Below are 21,201 nucleotides of genomic sequence, written 5' to 3'. Positions count from 1 at the left end.
CAAATATCCTTTGATTGTACTATTTTTAAATCGTAATTGATAGATATGACTACCATTCGCTTTTGGCGGAGTTTGATTTAATCATGCTATTCAAACAGGTGGGCTTTTGACTGCAAGAGTTTTAAGATCACCTTACTTAACAACCATTAGAGAATAATTTTAAAAAACAAATGACTATGACTCCCAGTTTACATTTTCGGAATAAGCCTTACTTCTTTATTATATACGGGCTTAGAAAAACGTTGATAACGAGGGGATTTTTTACTATTGTTTTTGCCTTTTTGTTTTTTAATAACAACCTTTTTTCTCAACAGGCAGATGCTGCAGATGTTGCCATGGAAGTGGGAGTTGCCAGGATTGATATTACCCCCGAATCGCCGATACGTCTTGCAGGTTATGCAAACAGAGAAAAATCCGAATCCGAAATAACCATCCACAGGCTTTGGGCCAAGGCTCTGGTTTTCGGAAGTGACGCCCAGCATCCTGCTGTTTTTATTACCGTTGATCTGATCGGTATTCCGGCATGGATAACCGCAAGACTAACGGAAAGTCTATCGAAAAAAACGGGTATTAGTTCCGCACAACTTGTTATCTGTTCATCTCATACGCATGGCGGTCCGGAATTAGGCAATCTCCTGAACATTCTTCAATACAAAAAGGATCAAAGTTTCAGTGATTCGCTTCTCGGACTCGATCAGTTACTACATATAACGGCATATACCGAATTGCTGAGTCAAAAGCTTGAAGAACTTGTTTTAGCTGCGCTAAAAGATCGCAAACCTGCATATGTTGCCTGGGGACAGGGACAGGCGGGCTTCGCGAAAAACCGGAGACCAAAAGGTGGACCGGTTGATCCATCACTTCCTTTTTTGCGGGTTGTTAACACAGATGGAAAGTTAAAAGCCATTTTAGCAAATTATGCCTGTCATGGTACAACGCTGGATGCAGACGTGAACAAAATTCATGGCGACTGGGTCGGCGAGGCCCAACGCCTGATAGAAGAAAATCATCCCGGCGTCGTCGCAATGGTTTCGATAGGCTGTGGGGGTGATGCTAATCCAAGACTGCGTGGAAAATCAGAGTATATGAAACAGTACGGCCAGGAAATTTCTGACAACGTAAATAAGCTGTTGCAGTCTCAGTTACAACCAATATCGGTACCGCCGGTAACGCGTATAAAATGGATAAGACTTCCATATACGGTTCGTCCCTCCCTGAAAGAATTTACCAAACAATCAGAAGATAAATCGGTCAAAGGTTATTATGCCCGCCTGGCTCTTGAACGACTTGCGAGAGGAGAAACAATACCTGAGTACCTATCGTATCCGGTGCAGGTATGGACTTTTGGGAATGCGCTTGCAATGATTAACCTTGGTGGAGAAGTGGTAGCAGATTATTCTGTAAGATTAAAAAATGAACTGGGAGCAGAAAATATCTGGATCAATGCATATGCTAATGATGTGTCTTGTTACATCGCTTCTAGGCGACTGATAAGAGAAGGTGGCTATGAAACGGAAGAAAGTATGTATTTCTACAATAAACCATCACCGTTTATTGAAGATATTGAAGATAGTATTGTGAATGCCGTTCATCAGCTACTCCCTGCGACATTTAAAGAAAAACGGGATACAATCAATAGTCTTGAATTAATCCAGGCTTCGCCAAATAGTTCAGTCTACCTGACAGCTTCGAAGGCGGAATCAACGGGTCCCACTATTAAATATATGCCGGAATGGAAAGCCTTTGGATGGTTTAACACGCCCGATACCGCCAGGTGGGATTTGCAGGTAAGCAAAAAGGCATCCTACGAAGTATATCTTGAATGGTCAGTTTCGGACAAAGAGTCTGGTAAAACATTTTTATTTGAGTCGGGTAGTAAAAAAATAAAAGGGGTTATTGGAAAAACAGGCTCCTGGTTTACCTATCGGAAAGAAAAAATAGGAACTATTCAATTAACCGCCGGCCTGCACAAATTGGTTTTCAGGTCAGCTCCTTCGTCGAAAAGAGGTGTAATGTTCGATTTGCGTCAAATAATTCTGATTCCTTCGAATTGACTGTTTAATACCGTCCGCATTTAACAGCATCATGCCGGTCTACAGATATTAAATCCGGCTTTAAAAACGCATAATTTTGTCTTGAACGGCATTTTATGTCAAATAATGCGACTTTTTAGAACTATTTTTAAAATAACTGCGCATACGTGCAAAAATAAAAACGCAAAAAAACGTATTTGAGTGAACTATTTGTTAATTTCAGTCGGGATTAGATTTAGCGCAGGAACAACTACCTCGCTTTATTAGAAATCACCGTGTATCATAACAATAACCATAAACTGCTGAGTCATGCTGCAACTTTTTATTACACTTATTTCAAGATCTCAAGCTGTTGTTAGCTTTTCGTGGAGAAGGATCCTGTTACTTACCACGCTTGCAATTCAGCTTATCTTTTCCGGACATGCTTTTGGTCAAAGCCCTTATGTTGTTTCCGGAACAGTGTCCAGTACCCAGGGAGACACTCTTTCATCTATTACTGTAAATGTCAAGAATTCAGGATCTTCTGTAATAACAGATGAGAAAGGCGCATACACCATCCGGATTTCCGAAAAAAATTCTACCCTGGTTTTTTCCGGCGTTGGGTACGAGAACCAGGAATATAATGTCAACGGTCCTTCTACGGTAAATGTGAGCCTTGCCCCTTCTGTAAATAATTTGAATTCTGTAGTAGTAGTAGGTTATGGTACACAGAAAAAAGGAAACATAACCGGGTCAGTCGCAACAATATCTTCAAAAGACCTTACTACCGTACCCACCGCGAATGTTACGTCGATGCTTGCAGGTAAGCTGCCGGGACTGGTTGCGGTTCAACGGGGCGGGCAACCGGGAAATGACGATGCAGCACTTTTGGTGCGTGGGTTTTCCAATCCATTTATAGTAGTGGACGGAGTTCCCGGAAGGGAGTTTACGCGACTGGATCCAAACGAGATTGAAACAATTACTATTCTTAAAGATGCAGCTTCAGCGGCAGTTTATGGAGTAACCGGCGGCAACGGAGTAATTCTTGTAACTACAAAAAAAGGAAAAATCGGGAAGCCAGAGTTTAACTATAGTGCAAACTACGGTGTACAGCATGTCACAAAATATCCGCGAATGGTTAACTCCGCTGAGTTTGCAGAATTAAAAAATGAATCCTCTGTGAATCTGGGAGGTTCTCCGATATATAAACCTGAAGAGATTGAAAAATATCGTTTAGGTACTGACCCCGATTATCCCAATTTTGATTACTATCATTATTTTGTCCGTGACTATACGCCGCAATTCCAGCAGAATATTACAGTGAGAGGAGGCAGCGATCGGATCAAATACTTTTTTCTTCTGGGTTCGATCAAGCAGGAATCAATGTGGAGAGGTGGAGGGCAGGATTACGGAAAATATAATTTCAGAAGTAATGTGGAAGCGAAGATTACTGATGGACTAGATATCTCTGTTGAGTTTGGTGCAAGAAATGAAGATCGTAACAACCTGGTGCAGGATGATTTCCTCATGGCTTCCTGGCTTCAGTATACCTGGCCCATCCGTGCTCCACTCACCCCCGATGGAAAAGTGACTTCGACCGGCGGACGGCATACTGCATATCTCAATAAAGATCTATCGGGATATATTGCAGATGACAGAAATAATTTTCAGGGCAACCTGACTATAAACTATAAGATTCCATTTGTTCCGGGTTTAAGTGCGAAAGTACTGGCATCACGAGATCTTTCATATCGTGATGAAAAACAATGGAGAAAACAGTATGGTTTATTTAACTGGGATCCGGTAACACAGGTCTCAACTCAGGTCGCAACCCGCGAGAGCAATACTATCAATTTACTAAACGAAAAAACAGTTGCTTCGCGCATTCAGGCCTCGCTTAATTATACAAGGAAATTTTTTGACAAACATAATATTGGTGCACTTCTTTTGTATGAGGAAGCTGAAAATACCTTCAATTCTTTTGCGGCCAGTAGAATAAATTATGTAGTACCGATAGACCAGATTTTTGCAGGACCTGATTTGAATAAAAGTAACACGGGATCTGCTTTTGACAATGGAAGAAAGGGATTGATCGGTCGTGTGAACTACGATTTTTCAGGTAAATATCTTTTTGAGTATAGCTTTCGGTATGATGGCTCGCCAAAGTTCCCCGAAGAAAAAAGATGGGGATTTTTCTCCGGAATTTCAGCTGGCTGGAGAGTTTCAGAAGAGTCATTTATCAAGGATAATTTTCCTGCGATCGATAATTTAAAACTACGTGGTTCATGGGGACAGTCGGGTAATGATCCTACCGGTAACAGCTATTATTTTTTGACCGGCTATACCTATCCTTCGAGAAGTTATGTTTTTGGGTCTAATGTGGTTACCGCAGGACTGGTGGATGCAGGAACTCCTAATCCTAATATTACATGGGAACAAATCCGTCAGGTTGACCTGGGCATTGATTTAAGTTTATGGAATGGCCTTCTTCAGGTTGAAGCCAATGTTTTTCATCGAAAGAGGGAAGGCCTGCTAGCAACCAGGGCCGAGATATTGCCTTCTACATTTGGCGCAGGCTTTCCACTGGAAAACCTGAACTCAGACGACTTTAAAGGATTTGAACTGGTACTTGGTCATGCCAATCAGGTGGGAGCTTTCCGTTACAATATTTCGGGAAATGTATCCTTTTACAAATCAAGATGGGATCATGTTGAATTAAGAGCATTTAATTCGCAAGTCGATAATTGGCAAAATAATACGAATGACAGATACAAGAACCGTTTCTTTGAATTGAAGGCTTTGGGTCAATTCCAATCACAGCAGGAAATCAATTCCTCACCTGTTCAGGATGCACTGGCAAATTCTACACTAAGACCAGGGGATATAAAATACGATGATTTTAATAAGGATGGCGTGATCGACGCAATGGACAAGCAACCCATTGGAAGAGGTGAAACTCCTGAAATAAATTTTGGGATGGGCATGGACTTGAGATGGAAAAACTTTGGAATAAATATGAACTGGCAGGGTGCTGCTAATTTCAATGTACGTCTGAGTGAAAATCTGATTCGTCCATTTAATAACGACATGGGCTCGTATGCTTATTTCATGGATAGATGGCATAGGGCAGATATAAAAGATCCTAATTCAGAATGGATACCCGGTAAATATCCCAGTACTGTAAACAACGGAACACCCAATAACAGTATGGTCTCCTCCTTCTGGATAAAAGATGCAACTTATCTGAGATTGAAAACTTTAAATATAAGTTACAATCTGGAGAGCAGATTTCTTAGAAAATATGGAGTCAAAAACCTGATGATCTCCATAAGCGGACAAAACCTACTGACTTTTTCGGGATTGAATTCTATTGGCCTTGATCCTGAAATACCAAGTGGACGAGGATCATACTATCCCCAACAGAAAACTTACAATGCCGGAATCAACATAACCTTTTAATACAAATTATTATGAAGATCAGAATATTGATATTTATCATGACAATCGGTCTTGCCGGATGCATAAAAAATGTGTTGGATAGAAAGCCTTTAAATATTCTCTCCGACCAGGATGTCTGGAATTCTGAAACACTTATCACGGTTTACCTGGCAGCACTATATGATAATATACCTATTGGATTTGATAAGATAGGCGCTGGTACGGTATATGAGTCGCATATGACGGATGAAACATCTCATCCATGGGCAGGAGTTACACTTGTAAACAACTACGGTAGTAACGGTTTAGCTCTCAATTCAACCATGTACCAATGGATAAGGAAGGCAAATTTCTTTTTAGAAAGAGTCAAGACAAGCAGTTTAACAGAAGATCAGATCAAAACCCTAACGGCTGAATGCCGGTTTATACGGGCATACTATTATTTTGACCTGGTGAAAAAATATGGTGGAATGCCTATCATTAAAGACGTGCAAATATTTGAAGGCAATCTCAATGAACTAAAAGTACCAAGAAATAAAGAGGTTGAAGTGTACGAATTTATTTTGGCTGAACTCAATGATGCTGTATCAGATCTCCCGGCAAGCCGTGATGGCGCCAATGAGAATCGCGCAACCAAATGGGCGGCACTTGCACTGAAATCAAGAGCCATGTTGTATGCAGGGTCCATCGCCAAATATGGTTCAATTCAACTAGATGGATTGGTCGGTATTCCGGGCAATAATGCGACTAAATATTTTACTGAATCAAAAAATGCTTCGCAGGCAATTATCGATGGTAATAAGTATGGTCTTTACGACAAGTTATATAACCCGATTGCGAAGACGGGAGATCCTTCTGCAAACTATCAGAATATTTTCCTTGATGAAGGAAACAAAGAAGTTATTTTCCAGAAGGCATACAGTAATCCTGACAAACGGCATTCTTTTGATAATACCAATATGCCCAATAGTTACAAAACGGGCTGCTGCGGTAATGCTTCATCGCCTACGCTGGAGATGGTTGAGTCTTTTGAATATATTGATGGCACTCCCGGAACATTGGCTATCGGCGGAGGTACAAAAGAATTCAATCACCCGGACGAACTTTTTAAAGATAAAGATCCACGTTTCAATGCGAGTGTGCTTCGTCCGGAAAGTCCTTTTAATGGCCGGCCGGTCCAGATCTATCGTGGAGTGACAGATACAGATGGAACATTATTTCAGAATTTTAGTACTCCTTTTCCAAAAGATCCTGCCGTTTCGCAGGTGGGTCGTGACGGGCCAGTCTCATTAGGCGATATCGGAAAAACGGGTTTCTATCTGAAAAAATACCTGATTACCAGTACAATTATAGCTGAAGGAAGATCCGATCAGAATTATATCGATTTTCGTTATGCCGAGATATTACTCAATTACGCGGAAGCGGAATTTGAATTAGGCACGAATATGCAAAAAGCGTTGGATGCCACCAATCAAATAAGAAACCGTGCGGGCATCAAAATTCTTACTCTTGCTGAATTAACAAAAGACAGGTTAAGGAATGAACGAAAAGTTGAACTGGCATTTGAAGACAAGCGCTTTTGGGATCTGCGACGTTGGAGGATTGGACCTTCTCTTTTCACTAATACCAGAATTCATGGGCTTTGGCCATATCTTTCTTATAAGGGCGCCGGCGTTTATAAGTGGACCTTTAAACGTGTAGAGGGTTCCCCCCTTGATAATGGTCAGGTCCGCACTTTTGCTGAGAGAGATTATTATAGTAACCTGTCCGATTATATAATCACCAATGCAAATATTGTTAACAATCCAGGTTGGTAATCTATAAATTAATTAAAATGAAAATTATTTTTTTCTTCGCAGTAATAATATCATTTACCAGTTGTTCCGTAGATAATTATGAGATGCCTAACCTCAGCATCGCGGGTAAGATCGTTGATTCACAAAACGGTGAGCTGGTGGAGTCGGGTGGAGTCAATGCAGGTACGGTTGTCAGGTTGTATGAAGGAGGTTCCGCTCAACCGATAAATCTTACGACATTTCCCGAAGGAAATTTTATAAATAGCAGGATGTTCCCTGGTGATTACAGCTATACGGCAGTAGGACCGTTTGTTCTGACATCAGCAGCGCCACAGTCTTTGGTGATCAATAATAACAACACCGAGATTGAAATAAAAGTAATGCCTCATGTAAGACTTAAAGCCACACTTGTGTCGAATACAGGAACAACGGCAGTAATAAAATTGGGATATACCAAAGTCAATGCATCTCAACCATTAACCGAGCTCGGAGTGCTCTGGAGTACCTTGCGAAATCCGAACAATCTTACTTTCAGTGGCGGTGGAAGAACGCTCGATAATGTGCTGTCTCAGAACCTCAGCTCGGGTGAAAAGACATACACAATACAAAATTTAAAGCCGGGAACTACCTATTATTTAAGAGGTATTGGCAGAACAACCAACCCCGGTAGTTATTTCAACTATAGCTCCCAGATCGAATTTAAGATCCAATAATTTTATTTGTTCGAAAATTATCAGAGTCGCATATATACACGTTGTAAAACTTACTAATAAAAAATAAATTTTTTAACATGAAAAAGAATTTAGAACGCAGGGAGTTTCTCAATACGATGTCAGTTGCTGGTGTTGGCTTAGCCCTCGGTATACCGAATATTGTTTTTGCTGCAGATAACAAGCCCGCATTGCTGGGAGGTCCAAAATCACATCCCGGCGGTTTTTCGGGCTGGCCTTTATATGATCATACTGAAGAGACTGCGTTGGCTGATGTTCTGAAAAGCAAACAATGGGGGCGCCTGGGCGGCAACGTTATGAATAAATTTGAAAAAGAATATCAGAATCTTTTTGGTGCAAAGCGTTGTCTTGGAGTATCGAGCGGTACAAGTGCTCTGTACACAATTCTTGGAGCAATGGACCTGGGTCCGGGTGATGAGGTAATTATCCCCGTTTATACTTTTGTTGCTACATACAATGTGGTGGTTTTAAACTACGCGCTGCCTATCCTAGTGGATACTGATATTGAAAGTTTTCAAATTGACGCCGGTAAGATCGAATCAGCTATTACAAAACAAACAAAGATCATAATGCCGGTTCATATTGGTGGTTCGCCGGCAAATCTCGATAAGATTATGGCTGTTGCCAAAAAAGCTAATGTGCCTGTAGTTGAGGACGCGTGTCAGGCGCATCTGGCAGAGTGGCGTGGTAAAAAGGTCGGAACTTATGGCCTCGCTGGTGCATTTAGTTTTCAGGCGAGCAAAAATCTGAACTGTGCTGAAGGTGGCGCCATTATTACAAATGATGATGCTTTTATAAAAACCTGCTATAGTTTTCACAACCAGGGTCAGGGAGGACAAACAGCTGCATATACCACAGGAGCGGGCACACGTGGTACAAACTTGCGTCTGACAGAATTCCAGGGTGCTATTTTGCTTGCACAAATGTCACGTTTAGTAGATCAATCAAATCGTAGAAGCGAAAATGCAATCTATCTTACTAAACTCTTAAATGAAATACCCGGAATCAAACCTGCGAAACTTTATGAAGGCACCACGAAAAGTGCTTATCATCTTTACATGTTCAGATACGATAAAACACAGTTTGCAGGATTGAGTCGGGAAAAATTTCAAAAAGCATTAAATGCAGAGGGCGTTCCATGTTCAAGTGGCTATGGTATGATGAATAAAGACTCTTATGTAACGGGCCTCGCTAAGAACAGACATTATCTGAAAATTTACGGAGAAAAAACAATGAACGAATGGCTTGAGCGCAATCAGTGCCCACAGAATGATATATTAACCGGAGAGCAGTCTGTATGGTTAACTCAAACCATGCTGTTGGGAACGAAAAAAGATATGGACCAGATAGCGGATGGAGTCAGAAAAATACAAAAATATGCTAAGGAGATAGATAAGGTTTAAATCCTGTGAATGAGATTCATTGCACAGGCATATTTTGTTTACAGCAATGATTTCTTTCAACAAATTGCAGGCCGGCATAACGTACAGATCAGATTTGACAGAATATTTAAACAACGATAAGCTATGCAGTATCGGGCTTTACCAGCATTTATTATTTTATTTTTCCTTCATGTGGATGTGGATGTGAATGCGCAGTCCGGTTACCGGATAGGAACTTCCATAATAAGTCTCGAGCCGGATTCATCCATTTTTTCCCTTGCACTGGGAGGATATGGAGCACCTGCGGAAGGAAGATTTACAATTACCTGGGACCTGGCCGGAGATGCACCGCATATCAAAAATATAACAGGACTTAACGGAAACTTATATGGTTTAAATACTGAAAATGAATTATTGAAAGGCGCGGTTTCAAAAACACATATTTCGTGGCAGAAATTTGGAACTGAGAAAAATATTATTGCCCTAACGGGTTTAAATGGAAAATTATTCTGTATAAATAATAAGCATGAACTATTAAAGGGAGCGCCTGCTCAAAACAAAGCAATCTGGTCGAAGATAGGAGTGTCTCAGGATAATACAATCGCAATTGCAGGGCTGAATGAAAAACTGTATGCAATTAATGAAAAAAATGAATTGCTGGAAAGAAATCTTGCTTCTGACGGTAACTGGAAAATAATAGATAGTATTAATGACGTATCCGGACTTACCAGTGATGGCAGAATGTTATATTCTGTCAATAATGACAATACTATCTGGTATCTCAAAAAAGTAGGTTTCGGGAATCGATGGATTAAAATAGGGCGTTATAACGGCTTTACTTACAAAATCAAAGTACGCCAACTTGCAGTGGTCAATACCAGCCTTTATGCCCTTGCGGATGATGGAAAGATTTATAGGGCCAGGCATAGCAGCGATGGAGATATTTCGGCTAGAGCGATGGCTGTTCAAAATGGAAAGCAGACAGTAATCATTGTGGGTGTCGATTTAGTGAGTTTTAATTATTCGTTGATTACTGCTATCAAGAATATTGTTTACACAAAAAGAAACATTCCACCGCAGGCGATATTCATTAATGGTTCCCATACGCATTTTGCGCCAACTATGAAGGAGGCCTTAACATATGGAGAGCCGATGCAGTTGCCGGATAGCAATTATCTAAACAATGTGGTAAAAAATGGAATTGTAAAAGCAATAGAAACAGCCCTGGATAATTTGTCGCCTTCAGAATTATCTTTTGTAAGAGGCAGTACTAATATAGGTCATAACAGGAGTTCACCGGATCGTGAAAATCCTTACGATCATTCACTGGACATAATAAAAGCTGAAAGCTCTGACAAGAAAAAAAGAAGCATTTTATTTTTAACCGGCTGCCATCCTGTAGCTAAAAATGCAGGCTTTGAAGGCTATACCATAAGTGCAAATTTTCCCGGTGTAACAAAGAAACTGCTACAGGATAAAAGCCTGTTTAACCAGGCGATGTTTATCCAGGGATGTGCTGGCGATATTAATCCAAGAGATGACGATCATGAAAAAACAGGTACAGAACTCGCTAATAATATCGTATCGGCTCTAACAGGAGGATTGAAAAAAATATCAGGCAGCATTTCCTTTTATCTCGACACTTTGCAAATCCATATTAGTCCATGGAGTATCGGGCAGATTGAAAAATTTAAACAGGACAATAGTGAACAGCAAGATCTCGAGTCAATTAAGAATGTTCGCTGGGCCAATGTAATGCTTAAGCGCTACAAGGAGGGAAAGGTTCCCACAACCTGGCCCGTATATGTACAAACACTGAATATAGGTAATTGGAAATTAGTGGGTCTTTCCAGGGAAGCTGTAACCGAATATGGGATGGCCATAAAAAACTTATGGCCAGATAAACTGGTTTCTGTGGCCGGATATACCAATGATGTTCCGAGCTATTTACCAAAATCTAATCACATATTGGCAAAAACATACGAAGGGTACAATTCATTTTTTTGGAATGCACAACCTGCCATTCCTCCGCTGGATGTTTTTGACATCGTAGTTAGCCAGATCAAAAAATTAAACAGGTAAATAACTTTTTAAATAACGTTTTATGAAACAGCAAATAACATGTCTCGGTAGTTTTTTACTCGCAATAAGCCTGCTTTCGTGTCACAATTCAAAACTGGCTTCAAAGCCGGAAATCGATGAACAAGGTGTAGGCACTCATCAGAAAAAGGAATCCTGGATCAATCTTTTTAATGGCCAGAATTTAAAGGGTTGGCATGGCTTTAATAAAACGGGTGAAGTAAAAAACTGGAAAGTAGAGGATGGCGCTCTGGAATGTTTAGGTGCAGCAAATGGTGACACAGGTGGCGATATTGTCTCCGACCAGGAATTTGAAAACTTTGAATTGAAGTGGGAATGGAAAGTTAATAAAGGTTGTAATAGCGGAGTTATGTATCACGTTGTTGAAAACAAAAAATACAAAGCTCCCTATGAAACAGGGCCCGAATACCAAATCATTGATGATATTGGATTTCCCGGCAAGCTGGAAGAATGGCAAAAGGCAGGAGCTGATTATGCAATGACATTGCCAAACGATAAAAAGAAGCTAAAACCTGTTGGAGAATGGAACACCAGTAAAATCTTATATAATAATGGAAAGGTTGAACATTGGTTAAATGGTGAAAAAATTCTGGAGTTTCAAAGGGGTACCGATAAATGGAACAGGGAAAGAACTACAGGAAAATGGAAAACCTATCCGGATTATGCTTCGGTTAATAAGGGCAGGATCGCATTACAGGATCATGGCAATAAAGCATATTTCAGGAATATTCAGATAAGGATTTTATAATGGTAAATGAAAACGAACAAAAGAAATTTATGATCAAAATTACCGAGCAACCATCGCAGTACCGGCATTTAGAAAAAATGACTGTAGAACAAATAACTAGGGCAATCAACACTGAAGACAAATCAGTGGCTCTTACGATTGAAAAGTCTTTGCCCGAGTTGAATAAATTAATCTACACTATTGTAGCAAAATTGGAAAAAGGTGGCCGGATGTTTTACGTGGGCGCAGGTAGCGGTGGTCGTTTATCGGTGCTGGATACAATTGAGCTCCCCACTACCTACGGTATTGACAAGGGAGTGGTAGAAGCAATACTAGCCGGAGGGAATGACCGTTTGATAGAAGCCCGGGAAGAAAAAGAAGACGATATAGAAGAAGGCTGGAACAGGCTTCAGCAACACCAGGTATCAACAAAAGATATTGTGATTGGCATTTCTGCAAGTGGAACGACGCCGTTTGTATTGGCATCATTGATCAAGTGCCGTGCCCATGGCGTTACTACAGGTTGTATAGTTAGCAATCCCGGATCCCCGATCGCTGTGAATGCAGACTATCCCGTGGAGATAATCACCGGACCCGAATTCCTGACCGGAAGTACCAGGATGAAATGTGGCACTGCACAAAAAATGATATTTGATATCATCAGCACGACTACAATGATTCAACTGGGTAGAGTAGAAGATAACCGGATGGTAAATGTGGTGCTTATTAATGAAAAGATTATAGACCGGAGTGTGAGGACTTTAATCGAAAAATCTGAGCTCAATAACTATGACGAGGCCAGGAGTCTACTTCTCGAAAAGGGAAGTGTCAAAAAAGCAATGGATTATCTTATGCAGGATAAATAAATATTGAGTGTATGCGTACTGTCATTTTTTATCTGCTTACCCTATTGTTTTTTTTCCATTTTTTTAATACGCAAGGACAATCTGAATACTTTATCGGTAGTTCCAGCATCAGCATTGAACCGGATAGTTCTGTATTTTCCCTTGCACTTGCGGGCTATGGTGCACCGCGCGACGGCCGGTTTAGTATTGCCTGGGAAAGGTCGGATAGTGCGCCTGATTCCATTTTACTGTTAACAGGAGTTGGAACAAAACTATATGCGGTAAATCAGAATAAGGACCTGCTTGTAAAAGACGTTTTGAAAGATAATGGAGGTTGGTCGAAATTAGGAACTGCTCATGATATAATTTCTTTAACGGGCTATAAGAACAGGCTTTATTCAGTAAACTCCAAACATGAGTTGTTAAGCAGGGAATGTTCGAAAAAGAATGCTCCCTGGCAGAAAATAGGTAATGCAGACAATACTGCAACACTTACCATAGTTGACGGGCAATTTTATGCAACAAATACAAGAAATGAATTGCTGGTAAAAAGTATTCATTCAGGCAGTAACTGGAAAACGATAGGAGTTGCTGACAGTGCATTATGCATGACGGCTTATGGAAATAGGATATATACAATCGGTGCCGACCAATCCCTTTGGATGAGAAAGACTAATATGCCTGATCTTCCCCGGGTAAAGATCGGACGATATATCAGGGCAGTAGCTGATCTGAGACTCAACCAGCTTGCAGTAGCAAATAACAGGCTATATGCCGTTTCCAGCGATAAAAAAGTATATATATCAAGCCACAATTCTACCGGTGATTTATCTGCAAGAGCAATTGCAATAAGGAAGGGGAAAAAAGTAGTTGTTGTCGTGGGATTTGATGTTTGCGGTTTTGATTATTCCCTTGCCACAGAGATAAAAAGCATCATAAACAAAAAGCTAAAGATTCCTCCTTTTGCTATTTTCCTGAACTGTTCTCATACTCATTATGCGCCGGTTACTCAAAGCTTTCCAACATTTGGTGATCATGGCCAGGTGCCGGATAGTACTTACCTGAATGGAATTGTAAAAAAGGGCATCATTAAGGCTATTGAATCGGCCCTCGGTTATATGTATCCGGCAACTATTTATTTTGGAAGAGGTACAACAAATATCGGGCGTAATAGAAGCGCAGGAGATCAACCTGGTCTGTACGATAACACTGTCGATGTAGTGAGTACCGTAAGTGAAAATAAAAGGGGGAATAATATATTGTTTTTAACCGGCTGTCATCCCGTCTTTAAAAATGAAGGCAAAGAAGGATACACGGTATCGGCAAATTTTCCGGGTGTGGCCAAAACGATCATCGAAAATAAATTGTCGATCTACAATGCCGTTTTTTTACAGGCTTGCGCCGGAGATATCAATCCCAGAGATACCGATCCTAAAAAAACCGGGGCAGATCTTGCGATGAATGTGCAGGATGTTTTGCGGGGCAATATGCAGAAAATTGCTGGTGACATTTCATATGCGCTAGACACTATCGAGGTGCCTGTGAAACCCTGGAGCAAAGAAAAAGTGGAGCAATTTAAAATCGAAAATAGTAACAAGGAAGGAAATGTATCTGCTGAAAAAAATGTGAGATGGGCAGATATGATGTTGAATTACTATGAAAATAAAACAATGCCGAAAACTATGCCGATATATGTTCAAACAATAAATATCGGGAATTGGAAATTGATAGGTCTTTCCAGGGAGGTAGTAACTGCATATAGTTTTGCCATTAAAAAATTGTGGCCCGATCAATTGGTAAGTGTTGTTGGATATACAAATGATCTTCCAAGTTATTTACCTGCGGAAAGTCATATAAAGAGGCAAACGTATGAAGGTAATGAATCGTTTTTCTGGAATTCCCAGCCTTCACTGTTCCCGGAAAACATTCTGGATATAGTGGTGGAAAAAATAAAAGTCAAAAACAATTAACAGAAAAAACATCGTTGCAAAATATGGCAATATTCTTAAAAAAAGGAAAACCGGAAGCAAAAGGAAAGTAGGCAGAAGCGAAGATTCGGGACACTGTAGCCCAAATAATCAAAGAGATAGAAGAAGATGGCGATGCTGCTGTGTGCCGTTTTTCTGAAAAGTTTATGGCTGGTCTCCCGAATCATTTCGCTTGAGTAAATCACGCATACAGGAAATAGCTAGCTCCGTGTCTGCTGAAGTGATAGATGATATTAAACTATAAACTTTTCGGAATCGTTTAACATTTATTCGTATGTATTGATTTAATACCGTTGGAATCTTGTCAAATAACTGTAATGTTTGCATTTCGGTATTGTAATAATTGCGAGTCGTCCGGAGGAAGTTCAGTTATCAGGTAGTTGATAGAATTTGTATCGCAGATTTTCATTCTCTGCCCTGTATTTAGTTTCTCAGAAATGCAAACAACTGCTACTTTATGTGATGACCGTATCATCGCCTTAAGTACCTGGACTACTTCCCAGTCAGAATCCGTTAATCCTTCTTCAATAGAAAACCCATTTGCGCCAATTAAACACAAATCTACTTTCATGTCTGCCAGCTGGTTGATTACACTTGCACCAGTATATAAATAGGCATTTTTGTTTATTTTACCACCAATACAAACAACTTCCAGATTTTCATATTTTGCCAATGCAACTCCCACTTGCGGACTTAAGCTAAAAAAGGTTGCATTTAGATTTTCTGGAATCGATTTCGCTATTTCAAGTATGGTAGTCCCTCCTTCAATAAGGATGGTCATATCCTTTTTTAAAAGTGTTTTTGTTTTTTGAGCAATTTGCTGTTTTTCTTCAAGTGCATATATTTCATTGTTGTTGGTATGATTAAATGATAAAGCAAAAGAAAGGCTGATTCCTCCTCCATGGACCTTTGCGATTTTGCCAAGATTTACCAGGTCTTTCAAGTCTCTTCTTATAGTATCTTCCGACACATTTAATAATCTGCTTAAGTCAACGGAAAGGACTTTATTATGAATATTAACTTCACGCATTATTCTCTTCAATCTTTCTTCTTTTATCATACTTGCATAGTTTAATTATAAATGAACTGGATTAATTATTTCAAGCCAGTACTAAACCTTTTTTCACTGAGTCTTTTTCCAATGGTTGGAAAAGTCCGGCAATTAATAGGTATAAAGTTGTGAAGGGCTTATTTATATCACAAGCCAGACAACCTTAGATGGCCTCATGGTGTTTGAATTGTCGAAGACATTCTGCCTAGAGCGAATTTAAATGAAGAATGACAAGTTTTTAGTATATGTTTTGCATCTTTATAATACCTGCTATTCAAAACCTACCGGATTAACCTGCAATTTAGCACAATTAGAATAATTTAATCTGCGTTTTTAATTTGCGTATATCTGCAAATAAGTTTAGTTTTGAATTCGGACTCTATTGACGTTGGAAGGGTATACATCTGATTATCTAAAGTTTAGGCGTTTCATACTTCAGTGCAGTTTGCGTTTATTCGTGAACATTGGTAAAATTATTGAGTAAATATGCGTAATTAATACTGTTAAAAAATCGACATTACTCGGTGGTTAAGGAGTTGTAAGTTTTCAATATTACTTATAAAGGAAATAATATATAAATAATCTGAGGTAATTATCGGGTGTCTTAATCCCTTTATAGTTTTCGTAAATATGAATGCTACAACTAACGACAAAAAAGGAAGCTCTTCCATCGCGAAACCATTGTATATAATCGGGATCCTGTTTTTCATTTTTGGATTTATCACATGGGTCAGTTCTGTTTTAATTCCGTATTTACAAATTGCCTGTCAGTTAAATAATTTCCAGGCATTCCTGGTTGCTTTTGCATTTTATATCTCTTATTTATTCATGGCAGTTCCTTCAGGTTGGCTATTGCAAAGAGTAGGATATAAAAAAGGAATGGTGATAGGGCTGTGGGTAATGGCAATAGGCGCCTTTCTTTTTATACCCGCAGCGCAGACCCGGATGTATGGCATCTTTCTACTTGGCTTGTTTCTTCAGGGAAGCGGAATGGCTATTTTGCAAACGGCTTCCAATCCTTATGTGACAATTCTTGGTCCATTGGAAAGTGCGGCAAAGCGTATTAGTTTAATGGGCATCTGTAGCGGCGTAGCCGGTGCTATTGCGCCAATCATTTTAGGGGCGATTGTGCTAAGCGATGCGGATCTTGTAAAAGAAAAGCTTTCTAATATAAGCGGGGATCAGAATACTGAGGTTCTGAATGAATTAGCTCACCGCGTGGAAATGCCTTATCTGATCACCGGAATAATTTTGTTGAGTTTATCTTTTTTAATAGGAGCTTCAGGTCTTCCGGAGATCGATAGCGATATAGAAGATAAAACTCTGGCCATAGCAAATGAGCAGAAAAAATCAATATTTCAGTTTCCTCATTTATTGCTCGGTGTGTTAGCCTTATTTTTATATGTAGGCGTTGAAGTGATAGCCGGAAATACTATTATTACCTATGCTCAATCACAAGGAATACCTATGTCTACAGCGAAGTTTTTTACAAGTGCAACCCTAATTGGAATGCTCGTCGGATATATCATTGGAATAATAGCCATTCCCAAATACATCGCCCAGCAAAACGCTTTAAAGATCTGTTCTTTGTTAGGAATTACATTCGGGTTAGGAGCTCTTTTTACAAATGGCATTTTTTCGATCACATTCATCGCCATGCTTGGGCTGGCTAATTCTCTTATCTGGCCTTCCATATGGCCAATGGCAATTGCCGGACTCGGCCGCTTTACAAAAATAGGCTCTTCCTTGTTGATTATGGCTATTGGAGGCGGCGCATTTCTCCCTTTGTTTTATGGATTTTTAACAGATTATATAGGTGCTAAGCAAGCTTACTGGATGCTCCTGCCTTGTTACCTGGTTATTTATTATTATTCCGTTCACGGACATAAAATCCGAAACACACCAGTCTTAAAGGCAATATAGAAATTAAAATCTTAACTATGATGATGATAGCTGACAGCGGATCTACTAAAACAAACTGGTGTTTTATAAATGACCTAAAGGAGAAGATCTGCTTTGAGACGGAAGGATACAATCCCTATTTCATTAATACCGAATATATAAGCAATTCACTCCGAAATAATATTCCCGCCACCATCCAAAGTGAAAAAATCAATGAGCTTTTTTTTTATGGCGCAGGATGTGCCAGTGGACGAGACGATATAATTGAGCAGGCTTTACAAAAAATATTTCCTGGTGTCAGGATTTCCATTGAAATGGATATGTTAGGAGCTGCGAGAGGGTTGCTTGGATACAAATCAGGTTTTGCTGCCATTTTAGGAACAGGTACCAACACCTGTATTTATGATGGAAATAAGATTGTAAAAAACATTGACTCATTGGGGTTTATATTGGGTGATGAAGGGAGTGGCGGAGCTATAGGAAAAAAATTGCTATCAGAATATATGCGCAACAATATGCCATCTGATGTACATGACTTATTCTGGTCAAAATATCATTTATCTCCGGATGAGATTATGCACCAGATTTATACTAAACCTATGGCAAACCGTTTTTGTGCCGCCTTCTGTACATTTATCAACGATCATATTGACAACAGTTACCTTCAATCCCTGGTAAAGATTTGTTTCAGGAAATTTTTTGAAAAGCTTGTAAGCAAATATGAGAATTATCAACATTTAACATTTAATAGCATCGGCTCTATCGGGCTTCATTTTAAAAGTATATTGATATCAGTATGTCATGAATTTGATATGAAGATCGGACGGATAATGTCTTCGCCTATGGAAGGCCTGGTTGACTATCACATTCAGGCGGATCTGAAAAAGGAGTTATAGTATATTATCCCTGGCATTTTGGTTCTGGGAATAAATGAGACTTATCGGGAATGTTGATCGATCACGCTATCATGTTAATTAATCCGATCTCCATTTAATTGTTCCCTCAAATCCAGATCTTCATCAGTATATTTTCCGGAAAATACACCTTCACATGTTCTATGATGCAGATATAACAATTTCATAATCGGAAACTCTTGATGTTTATCTTAAAACAAAAGTCCTTTGTGTGCCCATACTAGAAGGATGTAGCAACAAGGATTTTTCCGGTAGAAAAAATATACCAGTAGAAAAAAATATATATTTCGCTGAAGTTTCTATAGCGTTGCCTGTCTCCCGCTATTATAAAAGGGTCTGCAAAGATCATGATAGATTCTAAAGAAGTTAAGGAACTTCAACAACTGATTGCTTTATCGGACGATCAAACGGCCTATCTGCGCTTGTATCGGGTCTATATTACACCTCTTCTAAAGTTTGCCGGTTCTTTCGTGAAACATAAACCGGCGGCTGAGGAGATCGTGTCTGATGTTTTTCTGCAGATTTGGCATATGCGACGTAAACTGGACACCATCAACAATCTCACCGTTTACCTTTATACCTGTGTCCGTAATCATTCCCTGAATTACCTTGCCCATCAAAAACGGGAAATAACCACATTGTTTGCCGAAGACAATCTGGCCATTGCAAGTTCTGCACCTGATCCGGAACAGCTTTATATTACTTCGGAAATGATCAGGGAAATGGATCAGGCTATACAACAACTTCCACCAAGATGCCGCATGATCTTTAAACTGATCAGGGAAGATGGATTGAAATACCGTGAAGTGGCTGAAGTGCTCGGCATTTCTCCTAAAACAGTGGAAGCCCAGATAGGTATTGCCATGAAGAAACTAAGTGATGCGATACAGCCCTGTATCACCTTCGAAAAAAGAAAGTCATTCAGGTAATAAAAAAATATTTCAAATTCCTTTAAGGGAAAATCAAAAAAACTTTGTCTTACTGATACATCGTTATTGATACATTGTTATTGAAACAATGTTATCGATACTAACGAATGCCTTATTCTATTATGAATTCGAATGAAGAAAAAAGAATGTGGGAACTGGCTGGGAAAAAAATAGCCGGCGAAGCCACAACAACTGAACTGAATGAACTAAACGCCATGCTGGAAAAATTTCCGGAAGCACTGTATTCATTGGAGATCATAAGTCATTACTGGACATCGTCAGAAAAAAAAACGGAATATACTGAGCGTGAAGCGGCGCTTGAAAAACATATGCTTCGGATTCAGAAAGAACAACTTGCTGCGGAAGTCTGGCAACAATCAGAAGATAGAGCAACACCTGTATTAAAACTAAGGAAGCCGGCTTTATATGCCATAGCAGCCTCTGTGTTATTGGTTATAGCTATATCAGCTTTCTGGAACCTGCAATCTAAAAGCAATCAATCTCCTGTGGCAACCGCATCGAACAAAACATTGGCTGCATCAAAAGGGGCTAAAAATCATTTTATACTTCCCGACGGATCCAAAGTCTGGCTGAATGCGGGTTCAACGATCACTTATACTGGTGATTTCAGCAAAGATTCAATACGTGAAGTGTTTTTATCTGGTGAAGCATTTTTCGAAATCAGGCATGATGATCATCATCCTTTCCTGATACATACGGCGCAGATGGATATCCGTGACCTGGGTACCTCTTTCAATGTAAAAGCTTATCCCAATGAAAAAGCCGAGGCCACGTTGATCGAAGGTTCGATTGAGGTGGAAATAAAAAATGAAAAACAATCGACCATACTAACAAAACCTAATGAGAAGATCGTCGTCTATTCAAATACGTTAGAATCTGGCAAGAGTGATAATAATGCCGGTAAGGCTGATCAGAATAAGAGCCAACGGATTTTCCAGGTGTCGACAGCGATCATTAATCCGAAGGACAGCCTGCTGGTTGAAACAGCATGGATGGAAGATCGCCTGGTATTCAGGGCAGAAACCTTTGCAGAACTGGCAATCCGTATGGAGAGATGGTATGATGTAACTATTGAGTTTGAAAACGAAGAACAGAAAAAATATAAACTTACCGGGGCCTTTGCCAATGAAACCGTTGAGCAGGCGCTCTCAGAATTACAATTGATGAAACCCTTTCACTTTACTTTAAACAACGGAAAAATCATTATTAAAAAATAAAACTACTTATGATAGAATAAAAGATAAAATAAAACATCCATTACTAAAATGCTAAAATAAAAAACGGGAAATGTTGGTCCATTTCCCGCTGTCCAAAGTACTGGAACCTACGCCCGCGAAAGCTATCGGTTCCGATTTAATAAACTTT

Annotated in this window: 14 protein-coding genes; 13 read left to right on the top strand and 1 reads right to left on the bottom strand. The window is 39.7% G+C overall.

From position 1 onward, the window contains the following. Window positions 1–176: 176 nt before the first annotated feature. From VK664_RS07010 to VK664_RS06970, 9 genes are all read left to right on the top strand, one after another. Entirely contained in the window at window positions 177–2,054 is a 1,878-nt protein-coding gene (locus VK664_RS07010; RefSeq protein ID WP_461397917.1) for a neutral/alkaline non-lysosomal ceramidase N-terminal domain-containing protein, read from the top strand. Between the two features lie 288 nt (window positions 2,055–2,342). Continuing rightward, complete coding sequence (locus VK664_RS07005) at window positions 2,343–5,471, top strand: SusC/RagA family TonB-linked outer membrane protein (protein ID WP_461397916.1); 3,129 nt, start codon at window positions 2,343–2,345, stop codon at window positions 5,469–5,471. 11 nt (window positions 5,472–5,482) lie between these two features. Next, window positions 5,483–7,267 carry a RagB/SusD family nutrient uptake outer membrane protein gene (locus tag VK664_RS07000; RefSeq protein ID WP_461397915.1) on the top strand — a complete coding sequence of 595 codons (1,785 nt, stop codon included), beginning with the start codon at window positions 5,483–5,485 and terminating at the stop codon, window positions 7,265–7,267. 17 nt (window positions 7,268–7,284) lie between these two features. Then, complete coding sequence (locus VK664_RS06995) at window positions 7,285–7,959, top strand: hypothetical protein (protein ID WP_461397914.1); 675 nt, start codon at window positions 7,285–7,287, stop codon at window positions 7,957–7,959. Window positions 7,960–8,036: 77 nt separating this feature from the next. Beyond that, on the top strand, window positions 8,037–9,380 hold the full coding sequence (locus VK664_RS06990) for a DegT/DnrJ/EryC1/StrS family aminotransferase (protein WP_461397913.1): 1,344 nt from the start codon (window positions 8,037–8,039) through the stop codon (window positions 9,378–9,380). A gap of 123 nt (window positions 9,381–9,503) precedes the next feature. Continuing rightward, on the top strand, window positions 9,504–11,441 hold the full coding sequence (locus tag VK664_RS06985) for a hypothetical protein (protein ID WP_461397912.1): 1,938 nt from the start codon (window positions 9,504–9,506) through the stop codon (window positions 11,439–11,441). 22 nt (window positions 11,442–11,463) lie between these two features. Next, the gene (locus VK664_RS06980) at window positions 11,464–12,207 is read left to right on the top strand and encodes a 3-keto-disaccharide hydrolase (RefSeq protein WP_461397911.1); all 744 of its coding nucleotides are present in this window, start codon (window positions 11,464–11,466) and stop codon (window positions 12,205–12,207) included. A 29-nt stretch (window positions 12,208–12,236) separates the two neighbouring features. Further along, the gene (locus VK664_RS06975; RefSeq protein WP_461397910.1) at window positions 12,237–13,052 is read left to right on the top strand and encodes an N-acetylmuramic acid 6-phosphate etherase; all 816 of its coding nucleotides are present in this window, start codon (window positions 12,237–12,239) and stop codon (window positions 13,050–13,052) included. Between the two features lie 11 nt (window positions 13,053–13,063). Further along, complete coding sequence (locus VK664_RS06970) at window positions 13,064–15,001, top strand: hypothetical protein (RefSeq protein WP_461397909.1); 1,938 nt, start codon at window positions 13,064–13,066, stop codon at window positions 14,999–15,001. Between the two features lie 322 nt (window positions 15,002–15,323). Here the strand turns inward: VK664_RS06970 and VK664_RS06965 are convergent, their stop codons facing one another. Then, window positions 15,324–16,079 carry a DeoR/GlpR family DNA-binding transcription regulator gene (locus VK664_RS06965; RefSeq protein WP_461397908.1) on the bottom strand — a complete coding sequence of 252 codons (756 nt, stop codon included), beginning with the start codon at window positions 16,077–16,079 and terminating at the stop codon, window positions 15,324–15,326. 621 nt (window positions 16,080–16,700) lie between these two features. Here VK664_RS06965 and VK664_RS06960 point away from each other — a divergent pair. The 4 genes from VK664_RS06960 to VK664_RS06945 all read left to right on the top strand — a co-directional run bounded on the left by VK664_RS06960 (window position 16,701) and on the right by VK664_RS06945 (window position 21,053). Further along, entirely contained in the window at window positions 16,701–17,993 is a 1,293-nt protein-coding gene (locus tag VK664_RS06960) for a sugar MFS transporter (protein ID WP_461397907.1), read from the top strand. Between the two features lie 17 nt (window positions 17,994–18,010). Beyond that, window positions 18,011–18,868: an N-acetylglucosamine kinase gene (locus VK664_RS06955; protein ID WP_461397906.1), complete on the top strand. Its 858-nt coding sequence runs from the start codon at window positions 18,011–18,013 to the stop codon at window positions 18,866–18,868. A 365-nt stretch (window positions 18,869–19,233) separates the two neighbouring features. Next, a complete protein-coding gene (locus VK664_RS06950) occupies window positions 19,234–19,815 on the top strand; it encodes an RNA polymerase sigma-70 factor (protein WP_461397905.1) in 582 nt (193 codons plus the stop codon). 107 nt (window positions 19,816–19,922) lie between these two features. Beyond that, window positions 19,923–21,053, top strand: coding sequence for a FecR family protein (locus VK664_RS06945; protein WP_461397904.1), 1,131 nt, complete (start codon window positions 19,923–19,925; stop codon window positions 21,051–21,053). The last annotated feature ends 148 nt before the right edge of the window (window positions 21,054–21,201 follow it).

Origin of the sequence: Flavitalea sp. (assembly GCF_035489435.1) — a bacterium.
Taxonomy (GTDB): domain Bacteria; phylum Bacteroidota; class Bacteroidia; order Chitinophagales; family Chitinophagaceae; genus DATHKG01.
This window is presented reverse-complemented; position numbering and strand designations above follow the sequence as displayed.